Source organism: Pseudorhodobacter wandonensis, assembly GCF_001202035.1.
In the GTDB taxonomy this organism is placed as follows: Bacteria; Pseudomonadota; Alphaproteobacteria; order Rhodobacterales; family Rhodobacteraceae; genus Pseudorhodobacter; species Pseudorhodobacter wandonensis.
The window spans coordinates 100,810-118,485 of record NZ_LGHT01000041.1 but is presented as its reverse complement, the minus strand read 5'-3'; the positions used below and the strand labels follow the sequence as shown (position 1 = coordinate 118,485).

21 protein-coding genes are annotated in these 17,676 nt (G+C 58.5%); 14 read left to right on the top strand and 7 right to left on the bottom strand.

Going from position 1 to position 17,676, the window contains the following annotated elements; all coding sequences use genetic code 11:
• The 13 genes from AKU79_RS13965 to AKU79_RS13905 all read left to right on the top strand — a co-directional run bounded on the left by AKU79_RS13965 (window position 1) and on the right by AKU79_RS13905 (window position 10,136).
• On the top strand, window positions 1–1,107 hold the full coding sequence (locus AKU79_RS13965) for a cystathionine gamma-lyase (protein ID WP_050524194.1): 1,107 nt from the start codon (window positions 1–3) through the stop codon (window positions 1,105–1,107).
• A gap of 74 nt (window positions 1,108–1,181) precedes the next feature.
• Window positions 1,182–1,778 carry a (d)CMP kinase gene (locus tag AKU79_RS13960; RefSeq protein WP_050524193.1) on the top strand — a complete coding sequence of 199 codons (597 nt, stop codon included), beginning with the start codon at window positions 1,182–1,184 and terminating at the stop codon, window positions 1,776–1,778.
• A 61-nt stretch (window positions 1,779–1,839) separates the two neighbouring features.
• Complete coding sequence (locus AKU79_RS13955) at window positions 1,840–2,361, top strand: glutathione peroxidase (protein ID WP_050524192.1); 522 nt, start codon at window positions 1,840–1,842, stop codon at window positions 2,359–2,361.
• 152 nt (window positions 2,362–2,513) lie between these two features.
• Entirely contained in the window at window positions 2,514–3,146 is a 633-nt protein-coding gene (locus AKU79_RS13950; RefSeq protein ID WP_050524191.1) for an NAD(P)H-dependent oxidoreductase, read from the top strand.
• A gap of 217 nt (window positions 3,147–3,363) precedes the next feature.
• Window positions 3,364–5,046: a 30S ribosomal protein S1 gene (gene rpsA, locus AKU79_RS13945; RefSeq protein WP_082224051.1), complete on the top strand. Its 1,683-nt coding sequence runs from the start codon at window positions 3,364–3,366 to the stop codon at window positions 5,044–5,046.
• Between the two features lie 188 nt (window positions 5,047–5,234).
• Entirely contained in the window at window positions 5,235–5,516 is a 282-nt protein-coding gene (ihfB, locus tag AKU79_RS13940; protein ID WP_050524189.1) for an integration host factor subunit beta, read from the top strand.
• 7 nt (window positions 5,517–5,523) lie between these two features.
• Window positions 5,524–5,886: a lipopolysaccharide assembly protein LapA domain-containing protein gene (locus AKU79_RS13935; protein WP_331458390.1), complete on the top strand. Its 363-nt coding sequence runs from the start codon at window positions 5,524–5,526 to the stop codon at window positions 5,884–5,886.
• 3 nt (window positions 5,887–5,889) lie between these two features.
• On the top strand, window positions 5,890–6,528 hold the full coding sequence (locus tag AKU79_RS13930; RefSeq protein ID WP_050524188.1) for a phosphoribosylanthranilate isomerase: 639 nt from the start codon (window positions 5,890–5,892) through the stop codon (window positions 6,526–6,528).
• Window positions 6,525–6,971, top strand: a complete 447-nt coding sequence (locus AKU79_RS13925; RefSeq protein ID WP_050524187.1) for a GNAT family N-acetyltransferase — start codon at window positions 6,525–6,527, stop codon at window positions 6,969–6,971. Before AKU79_RS13930 ends, AKU79_RS13925 begins: the two co-directional genes overlap by 4 nt.
• A 116-nt stretch (window positions 6,972–7,087) precedes the next feature.
• Entirely contained in the window at window positions 7,088–8,320 is a 1,233-nt protein-coding gene (gene trpB, locus AKU79_RS13920; RefSeq protein WP_050524186.1) for a tryptophan synthase subunit beta, read from the top strand.
• Window positions 8,321–8,639: 319 nt separating this feature from the next.
• Complete coding sequence (locus AKU79_RS13915; protein ID WP_050524185.1) at window positions 8,640–9,050, top strand: hypothetical protein; 411 nt, start codon at window positions 8,640–8,642, stop codon at window positions 9,048–9,050.
• A 216-nt stretch (window positions 9,051–9,266) separates the two neighbouring features.
• Entirely contained in the window at window positions 9,267–9,632 is a 366-nt protein-coding gene (locus tag AKU79_RS13910) for a hypothetical protein (protein WP_231580191.1), read from the top strand.
• 18 nt (window positions 9,633–9,650) lie between these two features.
• Window positions 9,651–10,136: a helix-turn-helix transcriptional regulator gene (locus AKU79_RS13905; RefSeq protein WP_050524183.1), complete on the top strand. Its 486-nt coding sequence runs from the start codon at window positions 9,651–9,653 to the stop codon at window positions 10,134–10,136.
• A 71-nt stretch (window positions 10,137–10,207) separates the two neighbouring features.
• Here AKU79_RS13905 and AKU79_RS13900 read toward each other — a convergent pair whose 3' ends face one another.
• From AKU79_RS13900 to AKU79_RS13880, 5 genes are all read right to left on the bottom strand, one after another.
• Window positions 10,208–10,609, bottom strand: a complete 402-nt coding sequence (locus AKU79_RS13900) for a group III truncated hemoglobin (protein WP_050524182.1) — start codon at window positions 10,607–10,609, stop codon at window positions 10,208–10,210.
• Window positions 10,610–10,661: 52 nt separating this feature from the next.
• A complete protein-coding gene (locus AKU79_RS13895) occupies window positions 10,662–11,036 on the bottom strand; it encodes a DUF2237 family protein (protein ID WP_050524181.1) in 375 nt (124 codons plus the stop codon).
• Between the two features lie 100 nt (window positions 11,037–11,136).
• Window positions 11,137–12,186 carry a DUF2332 domain-containing protein gene (locus AKU79_RS13890; protein WP_050524180.1) on the bottom strand — a complete coding sequence of 350 codons (1,050 nt, stop codon included), beginning with the start codon at window positions 12,184–12,186 and terminating at the stop codon, window positions 11,137–11,139.
• The gene (gene pth / locus AKU79_RS13885) at window positions 12,183–12,899 is read right to left on the bottom strand and encodes an aminoacyl-tRNA hydrolase (protein ID WP_050524179.1); all 717 of its coding nucleotides are present in this window, start codon (window positions 12,897–12,899) and stop codon (window positions 12,183–12,185) included. The genes AKU79_RS13890 and pth overlap by 4 nt, the downstream gene beginning before the upstream one ends.
• 114 nt (window positions 12,900–13,013) lie before the next feature.
• Window positions 13,014–13,640 (bottom strand): 50S ribosomal protein L25/general stress protein Ctc, encoded by a 627-nt coding sequence (locus AKU79_RS13880; RefSeq protein ID WP_050524178.1) that lies wholly within the window; start codon window positions 13,638–13,640, stop codon window positions 13,014–13,016.
• A gap of 186 nt (window positions 13,641–13,826) precedes the next feature.
• Between AKU79_RS13880 and AKU79_RS13875 the strand changes: the two genes are divergently transcribed.
• Window positions 13,827–14,978, top strand: a complete 1,152-nt coding sequence (locus AKU79_RS13875) for an MFS transporter (protein WP_050524177.1) — start codon at window positions 13,827–13,829, stop codon at window positions 14,976–14,978.
• On the opposite strand, the gene AKU79_RS13870 is transcribed toward AKU79_RS13875, so the two are convergent.
• Both AKU79_RS13870 and AKU79_RS13865 read right to left on the bottom strand, forming a co-directional pair.
• A complete protein-coding gene (locus AKU79_RS13870; protein ID WP_050524176.1) occupies window positions 14,979–16,145 on the bottom strand; it encodes an alpha-hydroxy acid oxidase in 1,167 nt (388 codons plus the stop codon).
• A gap of 78 nt (window positions 16,146–16,223) precedes the next feature.
• A complete protein-coding gene (locus AKU79_RS13865) occupies window positions 16,224–17,615 on the bottom strand; it encodes a glutamine synthetase family protein (RefSeq protein ID WP_050524175.1) in 1,392 nt (463 codons plus the stop codon).
• Window positions 17,616–17,676: the final 61 nt, after the last annotated feature.

Genomic DNA, 17,676 nt, shown 5'->3' with positions numbered 1-17,676 from the left:
ATGGACGCTCAGGGTAAGGCGCGGTTCGCCAAGTTGCTGCATCATCGGGCTGCGGGGCTGGCCAAGGGCGAGGCTGTGGTGCCGCCGATTGTGTCGGCCACTACCTATCATTTGCCCGAGGTTGAAGGCGCAAGCCATGTGTATGGCCGCATGTCGATGCCCACTTGGGACGCGGTAGAGGCGCAGCTGGGCATATTGGAGGATGCGCCTTGTGTGGCGTTTCCATCGGGGATGGCGGCGATCTCGGCGGCGTTGATGGCTGTGCTGACCGACCGCAAAAAGCTGATTATTCCGGCGGATGGCTATTATGTGACGCGGGTGTTTTCATCGGAATATCTGGCGGCTTATGGGGTTGAGGTCGTCGAAGTGGCGACGGCCGATATGGAAACCGTCGATGTTTCGGGCGGGGCGGTGGTGTTTTTGGAAACGCCGTCGAATCCGGGATTGGATTGCTGTGATATTGCGCTGATTGCGCAGCGGGTGCGGGCGGCAGGTGGTTTGTTGATTGTTGACAACACCACGATGACGCCGCTGTTGCAGCGCCCGCTGGATTTGGGCGCAGATATGGTTGTGGCGGCCGATACCAAGGCCCCCGGCGGGCATTCGGATATTTTGTTCGGTCATGTGGCGACGCGCGATGCGGGGCTTGAGGCGCGGGTGCGGCAGTGGCGCAAGCTGTCAGGCGCGGTGCCGGGGGCGTTTGAGGCGTGGTTGCTGCATCGCGGGATTGAGACGCTTGAGGTGCGGCTGGAGCGGATGTGTGCCTCGGCGCAGGTGATTGCCGAGCGTTTGGCCGCGCATCCGAAGGTTAGGAATTTGCGCTTTCCGGGGCTGGTGAGTGACCCGTCCTATGCTATTGCGCGGCGGCAAATGGCGGGTGCGGGGTTTCTGATCGGGTTTGAACTGGAGTGCGCCGAGGCGGCTGAGGCGTTCTTGGCTGCGTGCCCGTTTATCACCCAGACGACCAGCTTTGGCGGCACCCATACGGCGGGTGAGCGGCGGGCGCGTTGGGGCGACCCTGTGGCGGGCGGCTTTATCCGGCTGTCGGTTGGGGTCGAGCCGGTTGAGCCGTTGTGGGATGCGATTGAAGCGGCGCTTGGCGCATAGGGCAGAGCCTGCGGCGCAGGTATTTTTGCCAAGATGAAATTGGGCGCCGGTTTCGGGTGGAAAGAGGGCAGCGGATGAAGTTTACGGTGGCGATTGACGGCCCTGCGGCGGCTGGCAAAGGCACGATCAGCCGGGCGGTGGCGGCGCGGTTCGGGTTTGAGCATCTGGACACGGGGCTGCTGTATCGGGCCGTTGGGATGAAAGGCGGCGATCCGGTTTTGTCGGCGCGGAGTCTGGTGCCCGCCGATCTGGCGCGCGATGATCTGCGCAGTTTGGCGGCAGGGCAGGCGGCGAGTCAGGTGGCGGCGCTGCCCGAAGTGCGGTCGGCGCTGACTGCGTTTCAGCGTGATTTTGCGCGGCGTGACGGTGGCGCCGTGTTGGACGGGCGCGATATTGGCACAGTGATTTGCCCCGATGCCGAGGTGAAGCTGTTTGTGACGGCCAGTGCCGAGATACGGGCGCGGCGGCGGTGGCTGGAACTGGGCGGCGAGGCGGCGTTTGAGACCTATGACGAGGTGCTGGCGCAGGTGCGCGAGCGTGACGACCGCGATATGAATCGCAGTGACGCGCCGCTGCGGCCTGCGGTGGATGCGGTGATGGTGGATACGTCCGATATGTCGATCGAGGATGCTGTGGCCTTTGCCGTGGCGACGGTTTCGGCGCGGCTGTAAATAAGTTTGAAACCAATTTGCGGTTTGCTGCGTATACTCTTTGGCATCAAAGGAGTGTGCGATGAAAGTTCTGGCTGGTTTGGCGGTGAGTATCGGGATGGCGTCGGCTGCGGTGGCCGCGCCGCCTGCTGCACCGTTTGTGTCGATTGACGGCGGGGAAATGTCGCTGGCCGATTGGGCGGGCAAGCCGGTATTGGTGGTGAATACCGCGTCGATGTGTGGCTATACCCCGCAGTATGAGGGGTTGCAGACGCTGTATGATACCTATCGCGACCAAGGGCTGGTGGTGCTGGCCGTGCCGTCGGATGATTTTCAGCAAGAGCTGGCCAGCGGGGCCGAGGTTAAAGAGTTTTGTGCGATCAATTATGACATCACCTTGCCGATGACCGATATTACCCATGTCAAAGGCACGCAGGCGCATCCGGTTTATGCGTGGCTGCGCGACGAGGCGGGGTTTGTGCCAAGCTGGAATTTCAACAAGGTATTGATCGGGCGGGATGGTGCGGTGTTGGGCAGCTGGCCATCGGGGCCAGCGCCGATGTCGCCGCAGATTGTGGGGGCGGTCGAGGCTGCGTTGAAATAGGCGCGGCGGGGTTGGCCCGGTTTTTCCCGATGCCTGACTTACGCGATTTTCGCACAGGGGGCATGCGTTTTGGTGCATTGGCGCGGGGTGGGTGCAGGCCTATGTATAGCGGGTAATACGGCCAAACCCTTGGTGGAAATAGGAATACTGATATGTTGAATGAAAAGCTGAACTGGCGTTATGCGACGAAAAAAATGGATCCGTCCAAAAAAGTGTCGCAAGACAAGCTGGACCGGATTCTGGAAGCCGCACGCCTTGCGCCAACATCCAGCGGCTTGCAGCCGTTTGAGGTGATCGTGGTGACCAACCCTGACGTTCGCGCCAAGCTGCAAGAAGCTGGCTTTGGCCAGAGCCAGATCACAGACAGCACCGCTTTGCTGGTTTTCGCGGCTTGGGACAACTATACCGAAGCGCGGATTGATAGCGTTTTGGAGCTGACCGAGGCTGTGCGCGGCATGAAATCGGACACGCTGACCGGCTATTTTGACCGGCTGAAAGGCATGTATTTGCCGCGCGATGAGCGGGTGAATTTTGAACATGCGGCACGTCAGGCCTATATCGGGCTGGGCCTTGCGGTGACTGCTGCCGCCTTTGAAGAGGTTGACGCGACGCCGATGGAAGGGTTCGAGCCCGAGAAATTCGACGAAATTCTGGGCTTGCGCAAACGTGGTTTGAAATCGGTCGCGATTTTGCCAGTGGGCTATCGCGCCGAAGAAGGTGACTGGTTAAAAGGCGCCAAGAAAGTGCGCCGTCCGATGGACAAGTTTGTGACGCTGGTTGCATAAGCTGCGATGAATGAAATTTGGGGGGCAAGGGGAAACCCTTTGCCCCCCTTTTGCTTGCCAATAAGGGCCATTCGCGCTATAGCCCCCGCAGCCTAAGGGGGATTCTGTCGCGTGCCGCATTTTCGGCGCGCTTTTGATTTTCTGCAAAGGCCCCATCCAAAGACCGGCGGAGACAACCGCAAGGCCAGTGAAAACGACGAAAAGGAAACTGATTTTAATGGCTACTATGAACTCTATGGAAGAATTCGAAGCACTCTTGGCTGAGAGCTTGGAAATTGACACCCCTCAAGAAGGGTCTGTTGTCAAAGGTAAGGTTATCGCAATCGAAGCGGGCCAAGCCATCATCGACGTCGGCTACAAAATGGAAGGCCGCGTTGATCTTAAAGAATTTGCAGACATTGGCGGCGTTGCCGAAATCAATGTTGGCGACGAAGTTGAAGTGTTCCTCGACCGTGTTGAAAACGCACGTGGCGAAGCACAGATCTCGCGCGATAAAGCGAAACGCGAAGAAGCTTGGGACCGTCTGGAGCGTGCATACGCCGACGAGACCCGCGTTGATGGCGCGATCTTTGGCCGCGTTAAAGGCGGCTTTACGGTTGATCTGGGCGGCGCTGTTGCGTTCTTGCCAGGTTCCCAAGTTGACGTGCGCCCTGTGCGTGACGCAGGCCCGTTGATGGGTATGAAGCAGCCGTTCCAGATTTTGAAAATGGACCGTCGTCGTGGCAACATCGTTGTATCGCGTCGCGCAATCCTTGAAGAATCGCGTGCGGAACAGCGTGCCGAAGTTATCGGCAACCTGACCGAGGGCCAAACTGTTGACGGCGTTGTGAAAAACATCACCGAATACGGCGCGTTCGTTGATCTGGGCGGCGTTGACGGCTTGCTGCACGTCACCGACATGGCATGGCGCCGTGTGAACCACCCGTCCGAGATTTTGACAATCGGTGAAACCGTTAAGGTTCAGGTTATCAAGATCAACAAAGAGACACACCGCATCAGCCTTGGCATGAAGCAGTTGCAGTCGGATCCATGGGATGCAGTTGAAACGCAATACGCCCTTGGCACCGTGCACAAAGGCCGTGTCACCAACATCACCGATTACGGCGCATTTGTAGAGCTGGAAGCCGGTGTTGAAGGTCTGGTTCACGTGTCCGAGATGTCCTGGACCAAGAAAAACGTACACCCCGGCAAGATCGTATCTACCAGCCAGGAAGTTGACGTTATGGTTCTGGAAATCGACAGCGCCAAGCGCCGCGTTTCCTTGGGCCTGAAGCAGACCCAGCGTAACCCATGGGAAGTGTTTGCAGAAACCCACCCCGTTGGCACGAACATCGAAGGCGAAGTCAAGAACATCACCGAATTCGGTCTGTTTGTTGGTCTGGAAAACGACATCGACGGCATGGTTCACCTGTCCGACCTGTCTTGGGACCAGCGCGGCGAAGACGCGATTGCCAACTACCGCAAAGGCGACACGGTTCAGGCCGCTGTTACCGAAGTGGACGTTGAAAAAGAGCGTATTTCCCTGTCGGTCAAAGCCCTTGGCGAAGACACCTTCACCGATGCGATTGACGGCGTAAAGCGCGGCTCGATCATCACGGTTGAAGTGACCGCGATTGAAGACGGCGGCGTTGAGTGCGATTACAACGGTATGAAATCCTTCATCCGTCGTTCGGACCTGTCGCGTGACCGTGCTGACCAGCGCCCAGAGCGTTTCAGCGTTGGTGACAAGATCGACGTGCGCGTAACCAACATCGACGCCAAGACCCGCCGCATGGGTCTGTCGATCAAAGCACGCGAGATCGCAGAAGAGAAAGATGCCGTCGAACAGTACGGTTCGTCCGATTCGGGCGCGTCCTTGGGCGACATTCTTGGTGCAGCGCTGAAAGGCGACAAAAACTGATCCAAGGGCGATCTCATCGCTGAATCATGATTTTGGGACCCTGCCGAAAGGTGGGGCCCCTTATTTATGTGCGTGATTGTACAGGGTTGTTTGGATTTCCTGTTTGTGCGGGAATGATTTATCCCTATAGTTAAGAAACAAAAATTTGCGGCACCAAGATCGCTTATGCACACCGGGGGGTATTACGGATGATCCGTTCTGAACTGATCCAGAAGATTGCAGATGAAAATCCACACCTGACGCAGCGCCATGTCGAGCGTATTGTGAACACGGTGTTCGAAGAGATAATTGAGTCCCTGTCGCGTGGTGACCGGGTTGAACTGCGCGGATTTGGCGCGTTCTCGGTCAAGTCGCGCGATGCCAGAACAGGGCGTAACCCGCGCACGGGCGAAACGGTTCAAGTTGAAGACAAAAAAGTTCCGTTCTTCAAAACCGGCAAGCTGCTGCGCGATCGACTGAACGGAAGGTAAACGAACGATGATCCGGTACACGCGGTATCTGCTGCTTGCTGCTTTGGCGGTTGTTTTGATTACGGTGGCGATTGCAAATCGCGCGCCTGTCACGCTCAATGCTTTGCCACCGGATATGGCGGCCTTTGCCAGCCTGCATTACGCGCTGTCGATTCCCCTGTATCTGGTGATTTTTGGCAGTATCGTTGTTGGTTTGATGATCGGTTTCGTGTGGGAATGGTTCCGCGAGCATCGTATCCGCGCGACATCCAGCACCCGTGCGCGTGAAATCACCCGGCTTGAGCGCGAGCTGGAAGCGCTGCGTAAATCAAACCCTGCGCAAAAAGACGACGTATTGGCCTTGCTGGAACGCCCTGCCAAGGCGGGTTAATCCATGTCGGATATTCGGGTGAAAATCTGCGGGATGCGCAGCGTTGCTGACGTAGAGGCCGTAGCGCGTGTCGGCGCGGCCTATGCCGGTTTTAACTTTTTCCCAAAATCGCCGCGCTATCTGGCGCCTGCGCAAGCCCGCGAAGTGGCGCTTGCGGCGCCTATCGGTTTGGCCAAGGTGGCGCTGACCGTCGATGCCGATGATGCGTGGTTGGACCAGATCGTCGATGCCGTGCCTTTGGATATGTTACAGCTGCACGGCCACGAATCGCCCGCGCGTGTGGCCGAACTGCGTGCGCGTTACGGGCTGCCGGTGATGAAGGTGCTCGGCGTTGCGGATGAAAGCGATCTTGCGGATCTGGTGGAATATTCCTTGGTCGCTGATCAGTTGATGATCGATGCCAAGCCGCCTAAAGGTGCCAAGCTGCCGGGCGGCAACGGCATTACCTTTGACTGGCGGCTGTTGGTCGGGCGCAAGTGGCTAAAGCCGTGGATGCTGGCCGGCGGGCTGACCCCGCAAAATGTGGCCGAGGCGATACGGCTGACTGGCGCGCGGCAGGTTGATGTGGCCTCGGGCGTCGAATCCGCGCCGGGGGTTAAGGATGCCACGATGATTTCTGATTTTGTAAAGGCTGCGCAATGATCCGTTGGCGTGAGGCGAAGCGCGAAGATGTGCCCGCGATTGTGGCGCTTTTGGCCGAGGATGCGTTGGGCGCAACCCGCGAAAGCGATGATATGGCCGCCTATTACGCCGCCTTTGATGCGATGAGCTATGAATACGGCAACAGCCTGATCGTGGGCGAGGCCGATGGCCGCGTGGTGGCAACCTATCAGCTGACCTTTATCACCGGCTTGTCGCTGCGAGCCACGCGGCGCGCACAGGTCGAATCGGTACGGGTGACAGAAAAGTTGCGCTCCGAAGGTGTTGGCGCGGCTTTGATGCGCGATGCCGAAATGCGGGCGCTGCATGAAGGCTGCAGTTTGCTGCAATTGACCGCCGATAAAAGCCGAGAGGGCGCGCATCGGTTCTACGAACGCGCAGGCTTTACCCCCTCTCATATCGGGTTCAAAAAGCCGATCTCCTGATTTCATCTTGGCTAAAATACCTAATTCCGTCCCATCCCCTTGGAAAAACGGTTGAAACAGTTTTCAATGCCATTTGCCTGCGCTACATGAGGCATGAGCACAGTTCGGGGGATGGCATGGCCGAAGACGGAATCAACAGCTTTATGACAGGCCCGGATGAGCAGGGCCGCTTTGGTATTTTTGGCGGGCGCTTTGTGTCTGAAACCTTGATGCCGCTGATCCTGGAGCTGGAAGAGCGGTATGAGTTCGCCAAAACCGACCCGACATTCTGGGCCGAGATGGACGATCTGTGGAAGCATTACGTTGGCCGCCCCAGCCCTTTGTATTACGCCGACCGCCTGACCAAACATCTGGGCGGCGCCAAGATCTATTTAAAGCGCGATGAGCTGAACCACACCGGCGCGCATAAGATCAACAACGTGTTGGGCCAGATAATTCTTGCCCGCCGTATGGGCAAAACGCGGATCATCGCTGAAACCGGTGCGGGCCAGCATGGTGTGGCCACGGCGACCGTTTGTGCGAAATTCGGTTTGAAATGCGTGGTTTACATGGGCGCGCATGATGTTGAACGCCAAGCGCCCAACGTGTTCCGGATGCGTTTGCTGGGCGCTGAGGTGGTACCGGTGACCTCGGGTCGTGGCACGCTTAAGGACGCGATGAATGACGCATTGCGCGATTGGGTGACCAATGTGCGCGATACGTTCTATTGCATCGGCACCGTGGCCGGCCCCGCGCCTTACCCCGCAATGGTGCGCGATTTCCAAAGCATCATCGGCAAGGAAGTGCGCTGGCAACTGCCCGAGCAAGAGGGTGAGGGCCGCTTGCCCGATACCGTGATCGCGGCAATTGGTGGCGGGTCGAATGCGATGGGGCTGTTTTTCCCGTTCCTTGATGACCCGTCGGTCAATATCATCGGGGTCGAGGCTGGCGGCAAAGGCGTTGACGACCGGATGGAGCATTGCGCCAGCCTGACTGGCGGCCGCCCCGGTGTGCTGCACGGCAACCGCACCTATTTGCTGCAAGATGATGACGGCCAGATTCTGGAAGGCTTTTCTATCTCGGCCGGTCTCGATTACCCCGGTATCGGCCCTGAGCATTCCTGGCTGCATGATACGGGGCGCGCGCAATATGTGTCGATCACCGACAAAGAGGCGCTGGAGGCGTTCCAGCTGTCCTGTGCGTTGGAAGGGATTATCCCTGCGCTGGAACCCAGCCATGCGCTGGCCCATGTAATGAAAATCGCGCCCGGTTTGCCTGCCGACCATATCATCGTGATGAACATGTGTGGCCGTGGCGACAAGGATATTTTCACGGTGGCCAAGCACCTTGGCTTTGACATGAAGATCTGACCAACACGCGGGTTTCCCTGACGTGAGTGTATAGCCAGTTTGCCGGGACTTAGTGTCAGGCAAGCTGGCTTTTTTATGCGTGCCAAACCGGGCCCCCGCGGCGTTTGAGTACGTGCCGCAGGGGTTTTGAGGGGTCGGCACTTTGTGGGGATGACCGAAAATCCTCTGCAAAAGGCAGTATAAACTTCTGTTTAGTCGTATTTCCCATGGGTTTAGGGGGGCATATCTAAACCGCAGTCCAATTCCACCAAGGCGCGCGGGGCGGTTAGGTGGGTACAGCCGCTGCATTGTGGCGAAACCCAATCTGAAAGGACTAACGATGAAACCGATGCTTTTAATAACTGCGGGTCTGCTGATCACGGCAAAGATGGCGTTTGCGGCTGTAACCGTTGAATCGATCGCTGCTGATCTGGCAGCTCAGGGTTATACCCAAGTTGAAATCAAGCAAAGCAATGGCAAGATTTCGGTAGAAGGCACACTTGGTGCGGATCGTGTTGAAACGGTGTATGATGCGGCAACCGGCGCGGTTTTGCGCACCCAAATTTCAGGGAAGGACTCGGATGGTTCAGAGATGAATGACCATTCCGGGCAAGACCATTCCGATAGCGCCGACGATGACAGCAATGATGACGATGATCACGGAAGCGACCATGACAGCAATGATGACAGCGACCATGACAGTGACCATGGTGGCGATCACGACAGCAGCGATAGCGACCACAATGATTGATTAGGCGTTCCACGCCTATATGATGAACAAGGCCTGAAACCGGATGCCAAGCGGTTATTCGCTGGCAAAGGTTTCGGGCCTTTACGCCTATTCAGCTTTGCCGATTGTCACGGCATACTCGCCCGATACCGAACGCAGTTTGATCTGCATTAGAGGCCCAATACGATGCACAGCCGCCGAAAATTTCTTGGAACTGCACTATCGACCTTTGTGATTATGTCTTTGGGCGCAAAGGCTGTTGCGGCCGAAACGCTTGAGGAAAAGGTCGAAAAAGCGTTGCGGCGGCAAGGGTATAAAGAGGTCAAAACCAACCGTACCTTTTTGGGCCGTTTGCGCGTAACCGCGCAAAAAGGCAGCAAGTCGCGCGAGGTTATTTTGAACCGCACCACCGGCGAGGTGCTGCGCGACGTGATTTTTGACAATGGCAGTTCGCATTCGATTTTTGGCGATGACGAGCAGGAAAAACACCGCAGTGACAACGGGTCGTCTGGCAGCGGGAAGGATGATTCCAGTAGCGATGATGATAAAGGCACCGGTGACCATAGCCATGATGATGACCATGACGAGAGTGGTGATAATTGAAAACCAATTGGCCAGCCCATGACGCGCCTTAGCATTGTCATTGCAATTTTGCTTGTTCAGTTCCTGTGCGCTGTGTTCTTTGTGTGGGATATTGTTTCGTCGGTTTTCGGATGGCAGACCCGGCCGATCAACTGGCAATTCCAAGAGTTTATCGAGATTGGCGCGGCGGTTGGGCTTATTCTTGGGCTATTGCTGGGGGCCATGGTTTTGTACCGTGTGATCCAAGAGCGCAATTTGGCGGCTGAAGGGCTGCGGCGGGCATCCAGCGCTTTTATGGTGATCCTCGAGGAACGCTTTGCCGAGTGGGGGCTGACTGCCGCAGAGCGCGATGTCGCGCTTTTTGCGATCAAGGGATTGTCGATTGCCGAAGTTGCCAAGCTGCGCAGTACGTCAGAAGGTACGGTAAAGGCACAAACAAACGCGATTTACCGTAAGGCCGGTGTTACCGGCCGACCGCAGCTTTTGAGTTTGTTTATCGAAGATCTGATGGGCGGCAGTAGCTGAGGTATTCCGCATTGCGTTTTTTGGCCCGATGCGGGCTGAGGCGATTGTTTTCAGCGCCTTGAGTTGCGGCTTTATGTTAGTTTGGGGACTGCGCCTTGCGGGGTCAGGCCTTCGACCACCCCCATACGCAGCCCGCGCCCGATGCGATGGGCAAGGGCAGACCATTGCGCGGCGGTTTCGGGGGGCAGGCGTTGGTCCAGCACGGTATCAAACAGGGCCAGCCAATCGTCAAACATACCGGGGCGGACATTGCCCGCCGCCCTATGCACAGCCATCGGATTGCCGTCATAGCCCCGTTCAAACAAAATCGCATTGCGCCAGAAGCGGGCGATCTTGGCTTCGTGCGCGGGCCAGTCGGTGACATGGGCGGCAAATACTGGGCCGAGTTTGGGGTGCTTGCGCACGGCCATGTAAAAGCCGGCAACGACTTCGTCGATCTGGTCGGGCGTGATGGGAAAGCGGGCGAGGGTCATGTGATTGGCCTAGCTTTGTATGGGCTGGTCGGCAAGTGCCAAGCTGTCGCAGCTATATCGAATAGCTTTGCAGAATATCCAGCGGCACGATGTCCAAAGTGCGGATATGGGTGGCGGCAAGGTTTACCTGCGGGGCGGCGCCTTCGTCATGGGCCTGCAAAAAACGGGCAGCGCAGAGGCACCAGCGGTCATCGGGTTTCAGGCCGGCAAAGCCGAATTCGGGGCGCGGGGTGGACAAGTCATTGCCCAAGTATTTGGAAAAGGCCAGAAATTCGGCCGTCATCACGGCGCAGACAGTATGCGCGCCGTGATCGTCGGGGCCAGTATCACAGCAGCCGTTGCGGAAAAACCCTGTCAGCGGCGCGGTGGAGCAACCTTCGAGTGCGCTGCCGAGGACGTTGATTGACTCTGCTTTTCTCGGTGCCATCTTGTGCCTTTCCGTTAGGGGTATCGTGCCGCGGTTTTGTGAAAGAATACAAGGTTATAGTCTGCGTCGGGTTCGCTGCCTGTGCAAGCCTGCTATGGCGCTAGGCTGCGCCAATATGCGGGGCCTGCCAATCCACCCAGCGGCCATGAAAATCGACGCGGCCCAGCGGGATAACCTGATTTCCCGGCCAAAGGCGCAGGGTCAATGCTGCGCCGGGCCCGCTGTCGGTGCCATCGCTTTCCATTGCCAGATGCGCAAGCGGGGCGGTTGCGGTGGCGCGTTGGCCTGCGGTTTGCAAGGCGGCCTCGCCGCGCGCCTGGGTTGCGGCGGGGAAATATTGCCAGGCAACGGTGTGGTAAATCAGGTGAAGGCAGTTGGGCATTTGATTGCGCAGGCGGGTTTCCAGCCATTCGACCGCATCGCCCTTTTCGACTGAAATGCCTTTGCCAAGGCTGATCGCCGTTTGGGTCAGCGCCATGCGATGGGGTTGATCGGCCCAGATATAGGACCGGATGCGCAGGCTGTCGTGGGTGGTACAGAGCGGGTTCAGATCAACCGCGCGGCGTTCGATGATTTGGGGTGCGGTGTGGGGTGGCAAGGGGCCGCGCCATTCGGGCGTCAGGCGTAGCGGGCTGTCGGGCGGGCCAAAGGTCTCGCCGATATCCAGCGCATAATGATCCCAATTCAGGTTCAGCCCTGCGCTTGCGCCCAGCTCTGACAGCACCATCGGCAGGCCAAACTTGGCGGCCAACCAATGCCCCGCAGCGATCAGGACGGCCGAGCGGCGGACCTCATTGGTTTGGGGCGGGCTGTCGAGCCAGTGCATCAGGGTATCGGGCGCGGCCTCGACCGTATCGAGTAAAACCGCCATCGCCTCGATATCGGTATAGCGGGTGGGGTTGGCGTAAAAGCTGTGCAGCGCAATGGGTTGGCCTTGCAATGCCAGCGCATGCAACCCGCCTGCGAGGCGCAAAGCCAATGCATCGGCGCGCGAAGAAGGGTCTCCTTGCCAGCCCAGAATGCGGTCGGCAACGGGGCTGCCATGGGTTAACCCCTCGGCCAGCAACCGCAATATGCGGGCCGTAAACGGCGAACCGAGCGACTCGCAGGCCTGCGCTTGTGCGACAAAGCTGTCGCGCACAGGTGTCATGTGCGAAACTTGTCAGCAAGCTTTTGCAAAGCGTTGCGGGTATCGGGTGCCGCAGGTTCTGGTTCCGGCTTTGGCTCTGGCTTTGGTTTTGGGGCTGCGGCTTTGGGCGCGTCTGCGGGGCGGGCCGCACCCGTCGAGGCGCGGGGCGGTGCTGTACGCAGGGCAACGGCGTTGGAAAATTTGGCGCCGTCACCTTCTGCCAGAAAGACCGCGCCATCAGAAATACCGCGCAGCAGGTCATCCAGCCAATCGGCATCGGATTTGGCGAAATCATGCAGCACATAGCCTGCCACGGCGTCTTTGTGACCGGGGTGGCCAATGCCCAGCCGCACGCGGCCATATGCCTCGCCCAGATGGGCGTGGATGGAGCGCAAACCATTATGCCCGGCATGGCCGCCGCCCTGTTTCAGGCGCAGCTTGCCGGGTGCGAGGTCAAGCTCGTCATGTAGCACGGTTACATCGGTCAAGGGCAGTTTGTGGAAGGCCATTGCCGCCTGCACGGATTCGCCTGACAGGTTCATAAAGGTTTCGGGTTTTAGCAGCAGCACGCGCTCGTTGCCCAAACGCCCCTCAGCCACCAGCCCTTTGAACGCCTTTTTCCAAGGGCTAAAGCCGTGATCGGCGGCGATACGATCCAGCGCCATAAAGCCGATGTTATGGCGGTTGCCCGCGTATTTCGCGCCCGGATTGCCCAAGCCTACAAACAGTTTCATCGCTGCCAGCCTTTCTTTGCGCCCATTGGATAGCACCCAATCGCCCGCATCAAAATGAAAAAACGCGGCAAGCCAAGGGCCGCCGCGTTTTCAAATCCGCCCAAAGGGGGTGGATTATTCTTCTGTTGCGTCTTCTTCGGTCTCTGTCTCGTCATCACCAGCGGAACGCAGGCTCGATGGGGCCGAGATGTTGCCGATAACGAAGTTACGGTCGATCGTTGGCTTGGCGCCTTTTGGCAGATCCACGTCTTTGATGTGGATAACGTCGCCAACTTGCAGGCCGGTCAGATCAACAGTGATGTGATCCGGAATGTCGCTTGCGTTTACGTTCAGTTCAACTTCGTTACGAACGATAACCAGCGTGCCGCCTTTTTTCAGACCGGGTGCTTTTTCATGGTTGATGAAATCAACGTGAATAAACAGGTCAATGCGGCTGTTGGCGCGCAGGCGCATGAAGTCAACATGCAGCGGGGTGTCTTTGACAACATCGCGCTGAACACCGCGGCAGATAACGCGCACGTCTTTTTCGCCCTCAACCTTCAGGTTGAACAGGGTCGACAAGAAGCGGCCGGCCTTCAGATGCTTCAGCAGGTAGTTGTACTTCATGGTCAAAGCGATAGGGTCGGAACCGCCACCGTAAACCACTGCTGGTACTAAGTTATCACGACGAGCTTGGCGGGCGGCCCCCTTGCCTGTCCCCGCGCGAACCTCGGCTACAAGATCCGGGATCTCTTTTGCCATTTTAATTCTCCATATGTTAAATCCGCCGCCCTCCAAGGGTGTGCGACGCGACCGCTGGGCTATAGCGGGGAATCACTGGCGGGGAAAGGCGAAAAAGGCCTTTGCGGCGGGGAATCGGCAGAAAAAGCGGGCCTTGCTGCGCCAGTGCTTCATCTGTACCACCGATCCGACCGGTTGGAGAGTAAAATGTCTGTTCCCAGTACCTTTGTTGTTGCCCGCCCTGCGTTTGCAGCCTTTGCGGCAATGGGTGTGGTGTGGGGCTGCTATGCCGCCACTTTGCCCGATATCAAGGCCATGCTGGGCGTGGATGAGGCGGCGCTGGGGTTGTTGATACTGGGCGCGCCGGTTGCGGCCGTGCTCGCGATGCTGGTGGCGCCAGCGACGGGGGTGATGCTGGGGCGATTTGCTTTGCCGCTGGGCTGTTTGGCTATGGTGTTGGCCTTTGCTTTGCCGGGGCAGGCGTCGCTGGCTGGTGGCTTTATGCTTGCGGCATTTGCTGTGGCGATGGCGCTATGCGGCGCGGCGACGGGCACGTTGGATGTGCTGATGAATGCGCGTGTGGCGGCGATGGAAAACGCGCGGGGGCATTCGCTGATGAACCTGTGTCATGCCGCCTATTCGCTGGGCTATGCTGTGTCGGCGCTGTTTAGCGGTGCCCTGCGCGGCCAAGGGTTGCCGCCGGGGCAGGTGATGCTGGCGGCGGCGCTGATTGCCGGGGTTTTGGGCGTGTTGTCCTTTGAGGCAGACGGCCGGATTGACGGGCTGGCCAAGCCAAAAGGGCTGGGCGAGGCGGCGCTGGGGCGGGTGGCGGTGATTGGCGGGGCGATTGTGATGATCGCGTTTCTGTCCGAGAATGCTGCTGAAAGCTGGTCGGCGCTGCATATCGAGCAAACCTTGGGTGGCAGCCCCACGCAAGGCTCATTCGGTCCTGCGGCTATGGCGCTGACCATGGCCGTGGCGCGGTTGGCGGGGCAAAGCGTGATAGCGCGGGTCAGCCCGCAGCGGTTGCTGACCGGTGGTGCAATGCTGGCGGCAGTAGGGGCACTGGTTGCGGCGGCGGCGGTAAACCCTGCGATGGCCTATGCGGGGTTTATCGTGTTGGGCATTGGTGCGTCCGTGGTGGCGCCGACCGCCTTTACGCTGGTAGGGCAACTGGCGCGGCCCGAGGCGCGGGCGAGGGCTGTCGCGCGGGCCACATTGCTGGGGTATTTCGGCTATTTCTTTGGCCCGCCGCTGATCGGGTTTATCGCGGCGGGGTTTGGCTTGCGGGCAGCCTTTGGTGCGGCAGCGGTGGCGTTAATGGCGGTTGTGCTGCTTGCACCTTTGATGAAGCGCTGATTATTCGACCCAGTCGCCATCAAAGCCTTTTGGGATCAGCAGGTTATGGCGGCCAAGGTCGGCAATGCTGCGTTCGCCGCACAGGCCCATCGTGGTGATCAGCTCTTTCTGGATCACCTCTAGCGCCTTGGTCACGCCAGCCTCGCCCATCGCGCCCAAGCCATTCACAAAGGCGCGGCCGATATAGGTGCCCTTGGCGCCCAAAGACAGCGCCTTCAGCACGTCCTGGCCCGACCGGATGCCGCTATCCATATGGACCTCGATCTTGTCTCCGACAGCATCGACGATGCTTGGTAGCGCGCGGATCGACGATAGCGCCCCATCCAGCTGCCGCCCGCCGTGGTTCGACACCACAATTGCATCGGCACCGACCGACAGCGCGTTGCGGGCATCTTCGGCATCCATCACACCCTTTAGGATAACCTTGCCGCCCCACATTTCCTTGAACTTGGCAATGCGCTTCCAATCAAGGCTTTCATCAAAGGCCTCGGCGGTCCACGAAGACAGGCTCGACGGGTCGGAAACGCCTTTGGCATGGCCGACGATATTGCCAAAGAACCGACGCTTGGTTTGCAGCATCTCAAGGCCCCACGGCACCTTTGTCATCATATTGGCGATAGATTGCGGCGTCAGTTTTGGCGGGGCAGACAAGCCGTTTTTCAAATCCTTATGCCGCTGGCCCATGATCTGCAGATCAACCGTAATCACGATGGCCGAGCAATTCGCCGCGCGTGCGCGCTCAAACAAACGGTTCATGAAATCATCATCTTTCAGGGTGTAAACCTGAAACCAGAACGGCTTGGTCGTATGCGCGGCGACATCTTCGATGGAACAAATGCTCATCGTCGAAAGGGTAAAAGGCACGCCCATTTTCTCGGCCGCTTTGGCAGCCAAAATTTCGCCATCGGCGTGCTGCATCCCGGTCAGGCCCACAGGCGCCAGCGCAACGGGCATCGCGACCTTTTCGCCAATCATCGTGCTTTCGGTGCTGCGCCCCGACATATCGACGGCCACCTTTTGCCGCAGCCGCAACTGTGCAAAATCGGAAGAGTTCTCGCGAAAGGTCTGCTCGGTATAGCTGCCGCTTTCGGCATAGTCATAGAACATCTTGGGCGTGCGCTTTTTGTGCAGGCGCTTCAGGTCATCAATGCAGGTGATCACGGGCACGGCTGTCTCTCCCCTTATCTGGTAATGTTTCCTTACCAATGTATAGGCTGCATTGCAATCGTTGAGATGTGCCCCGCATTATACCGTATGCAGATACAGATCGAAATCCACCTCGGAAATCGTCGCGGCTACCCGTGCGTATTCGGCAGCTTTGATGGCGACAAAGGTGCGGTGCATATCTTCGCCCAAAGCGTCACGCAAAAACGCCGAGTTGCGCGCGGCTTCAATCGCGCCCCGCCAATCGACAGGCATTTCGCCCGACTCGGCGCCCGCATAACCATTTCCGGTGGTCTCGGGCCCCGGATCCACGCGTTCCGCCAGCCCCTTGCGGATACCGGCCAAAACCGTCGCCGCCACCAGATAGGGGTTGGCATCCACACCCGCCGGCCGGTGTTCGATCCGCCGCGCCTTGATGTCACCTGCCGGAATGCGCAACGCGACCGAGCGGTTGTTCACCCCCCAAGACGGGCTGACCGGCGCATAGGATTGGCCGACAAACCGCCGCCAGGAATTGGCATGCGGCGCAAAAACCAGCATCGATTCTGCCATCGTCGTGCGCAAACCGCCGATGCTGTGCAGAATGGTCGGCGACCACACGCCCTCCTCGGCCTCGACAAACACGTTTCGGCCTGATTGGTCCAGCATAGACACGTGGAAATGCATGCCCGAGCCCGCATATTGCTGCACCGGTTTGGCCATGAAACAGGCGGTCACACCATGGGCACGCGCCTGCGCCCGCACAATGCGTTTCAGACGCATCAAGTCATCGGCGGCCTGCATCACATCCTCACGGTAATGCAAGGTCAGCTCGTACTGCCCCGGCGCATATTCCGAAATCATGGTCTCGGCCTTGATGCCAGCTGCTGCGGCCCCCGCGTAAATATCGGAAAACAAAGGCAACATGCCGTGCAGGTGATCTACCGAATAGACCTCGGTCTTGGCGCTTGCCCGCCCGTCCAACACATCGCGCGCAGGCTGCACCCGGCCATCCGGACCCCGATCATTGGCCAACAGGAAAAATTCCAACTCAAACGCCCCCGCCGGCGTCAACCCTTCAGCGGCCAAGGCATCTACTTGCCGCTGCAACGCATGGCGCGGGTCCGAGGTCATTGCCACCCCGTCCAGATCATACATGCACATGAACACCTCGGCCCGCGCGGGTTTGGTGCCATGTAAAGGCACCAAACTGCCTGGCACCGGCCAGGCCCGCAAATCGCCGTCACCTTGGTCCCAAATCAGACCGGTTTCATGCACATCCTCGCCGCAAATGTCCAAACCCATAATCGAAATCGGCAAGTGCCGCCCCGATTTGTAAAAGCCCAGCAACTCATGACGGCGAATGATCTTGCCACGCCCGATGCCGTTGGCATCATGCAACACCAGATCGATCGCCTCGATCTCGGGGTGGGCGGCCAAAAATGCTTCTGCTTCTGCCACGGTTGACCCCGAGGGGCTAAACTCTTCGCTCATCGTCTTACGTCCTTAACAAAACCTGAATCTGCGTATTTCATCTTGGCCAAAATACCTTGGG

Coding starts and splice junctions, on each gene's coding strand:
- AKU79_RS13960 (WP_050524193.1), top strand. CDS start 1,182: ATGAAGTTTACGGTGGCGATTGACGGCCCTGCGGCGGCTGGCAAAGGC.
- AKU79_RS13935 (WP_331458390.1), top strand. CDS start 5,524: ATGATCCGGTACACGCGGTATCTGCTGCTTGCTGCTTTGGCGGTTGTT.
- pth (WP_050524179.1), bottom strand. CDS start 12,899: ATGAAACTGTTTGTAGGCTTGGGCAATCCGGGCGCGAAATACGCGGGC.
- AKU79_RS13875 (WP_050524177.1), top strand. CDS start 13,827: ATGTCTGTTCCCAGTACCTTTGTTGTTGCCCGCCCTGCGTTTGCAGCC.
- AKU79_RS13930 (WP_050524188.1), top strand. CDS start 5,890: ATGTCGGATATTCGGGTGAAAATCTGCGGGATGCGCAGCGTTGCTGAC.
- AKU79_RS13880 (WP_050524178.1), bottom strand. CDS start 13,640: ATGGCAAAAGAGATCCCGGATCTTGTAGCCGAGGTTCGCGCGGGGACA.
- AKU79_RS13950 (WP_050524191.1), top strand. CDS start 2,514: ATGTTGAATGAAAAGCTGAACTGGCGTTATGCGACGAAAAAAATGGAT.
- AKU79_RS13890 (WP_050524180.1), bottom strand. CDS start 12,186: ATGACACCTGTGCGCGACAGCTTTGTCGCACAAGCGCAGGCCTGCGAG.
- AKU79_RS13915 (WP_050524185.1), top strand. CDS start 8,640: ATGAAACCGATGCTTTTAATAACTGCGGGTCTGCTGATCACGGCAAAG.
- AKU79_RS13900 (WP_050524182.1), bottom strand. CDS start 10,609: ATGACCCTCGCCCGCTTTCCCATCACGCCCGACCAGATCGACGAAGTC.
- AKU79_RS13905 (WP_050524183.1), top strand. CDS start 9,651: ATGACGCGCCTTAGCATTGTCATTGCAATTTTGCTTGTTCAGTTCCTG.
- AKU79_RS13965 (WP_050524194.1), top strand. CDS start 1: ATGGACGCTCAGGGTAAGGCGCGGTTCGCCAAGTTGCTGCATCATCGG.
- AKU79_RS13895 (WP_050524181.1), bottom strand. CDS start 11,036: ATGGCACCGAGAAAAGCAGAGTCAATCAACGTCCTCGGCAGCGCACTC.
- ihfB (WP_050524189.1), top strand. CDS start 5,235: ATGATCCGTTCTGAACTGATCCAGAAGATTGCAGATGAAAATCCACAC.
- rpsA (WP_082224051.1), top strand. CDS start 3,364: ATGGCTACTATGAACTCTATGGAAGAATTCGAAGCACTCTTGGCTGAG.
- AKU79_RS13910 (WP_231580191.1), top strand. CDS start 9,267: ATGTCTTTGGGCGCAAAGGCTGTTGCGGCCGAAACGCTTGAGGAAAAG.
- AKU79_RS13865 (WP_050524175.1), bottom strand. CDS start 17,615: ATGAGCGAAGAGTTTAGCCCCTCGGGGTCAACCGTGGCAGAAGCAGAA.
- AKU79_RS13925 (WP_050524187.1), top strand. CDS start 6,525: ATGATCCGTTGGCGTGAGGCGAAGCGCGAAGATGTGCCCGCGATTGTG.
- trpB (WP_050524186.1), top strand. CDS start 7,088: ATGGCCGAAGACGGAATCAACAGCTTTATGACAGGCCCGGATGAGCAG.
- AKU79_RS13955 (WP_050524192.1), top strand. CDS start 1,840: ATGAAAGTTCTGGCTGGTTTGGCGGTGAGTATCGGGATGGCGTCGGCT.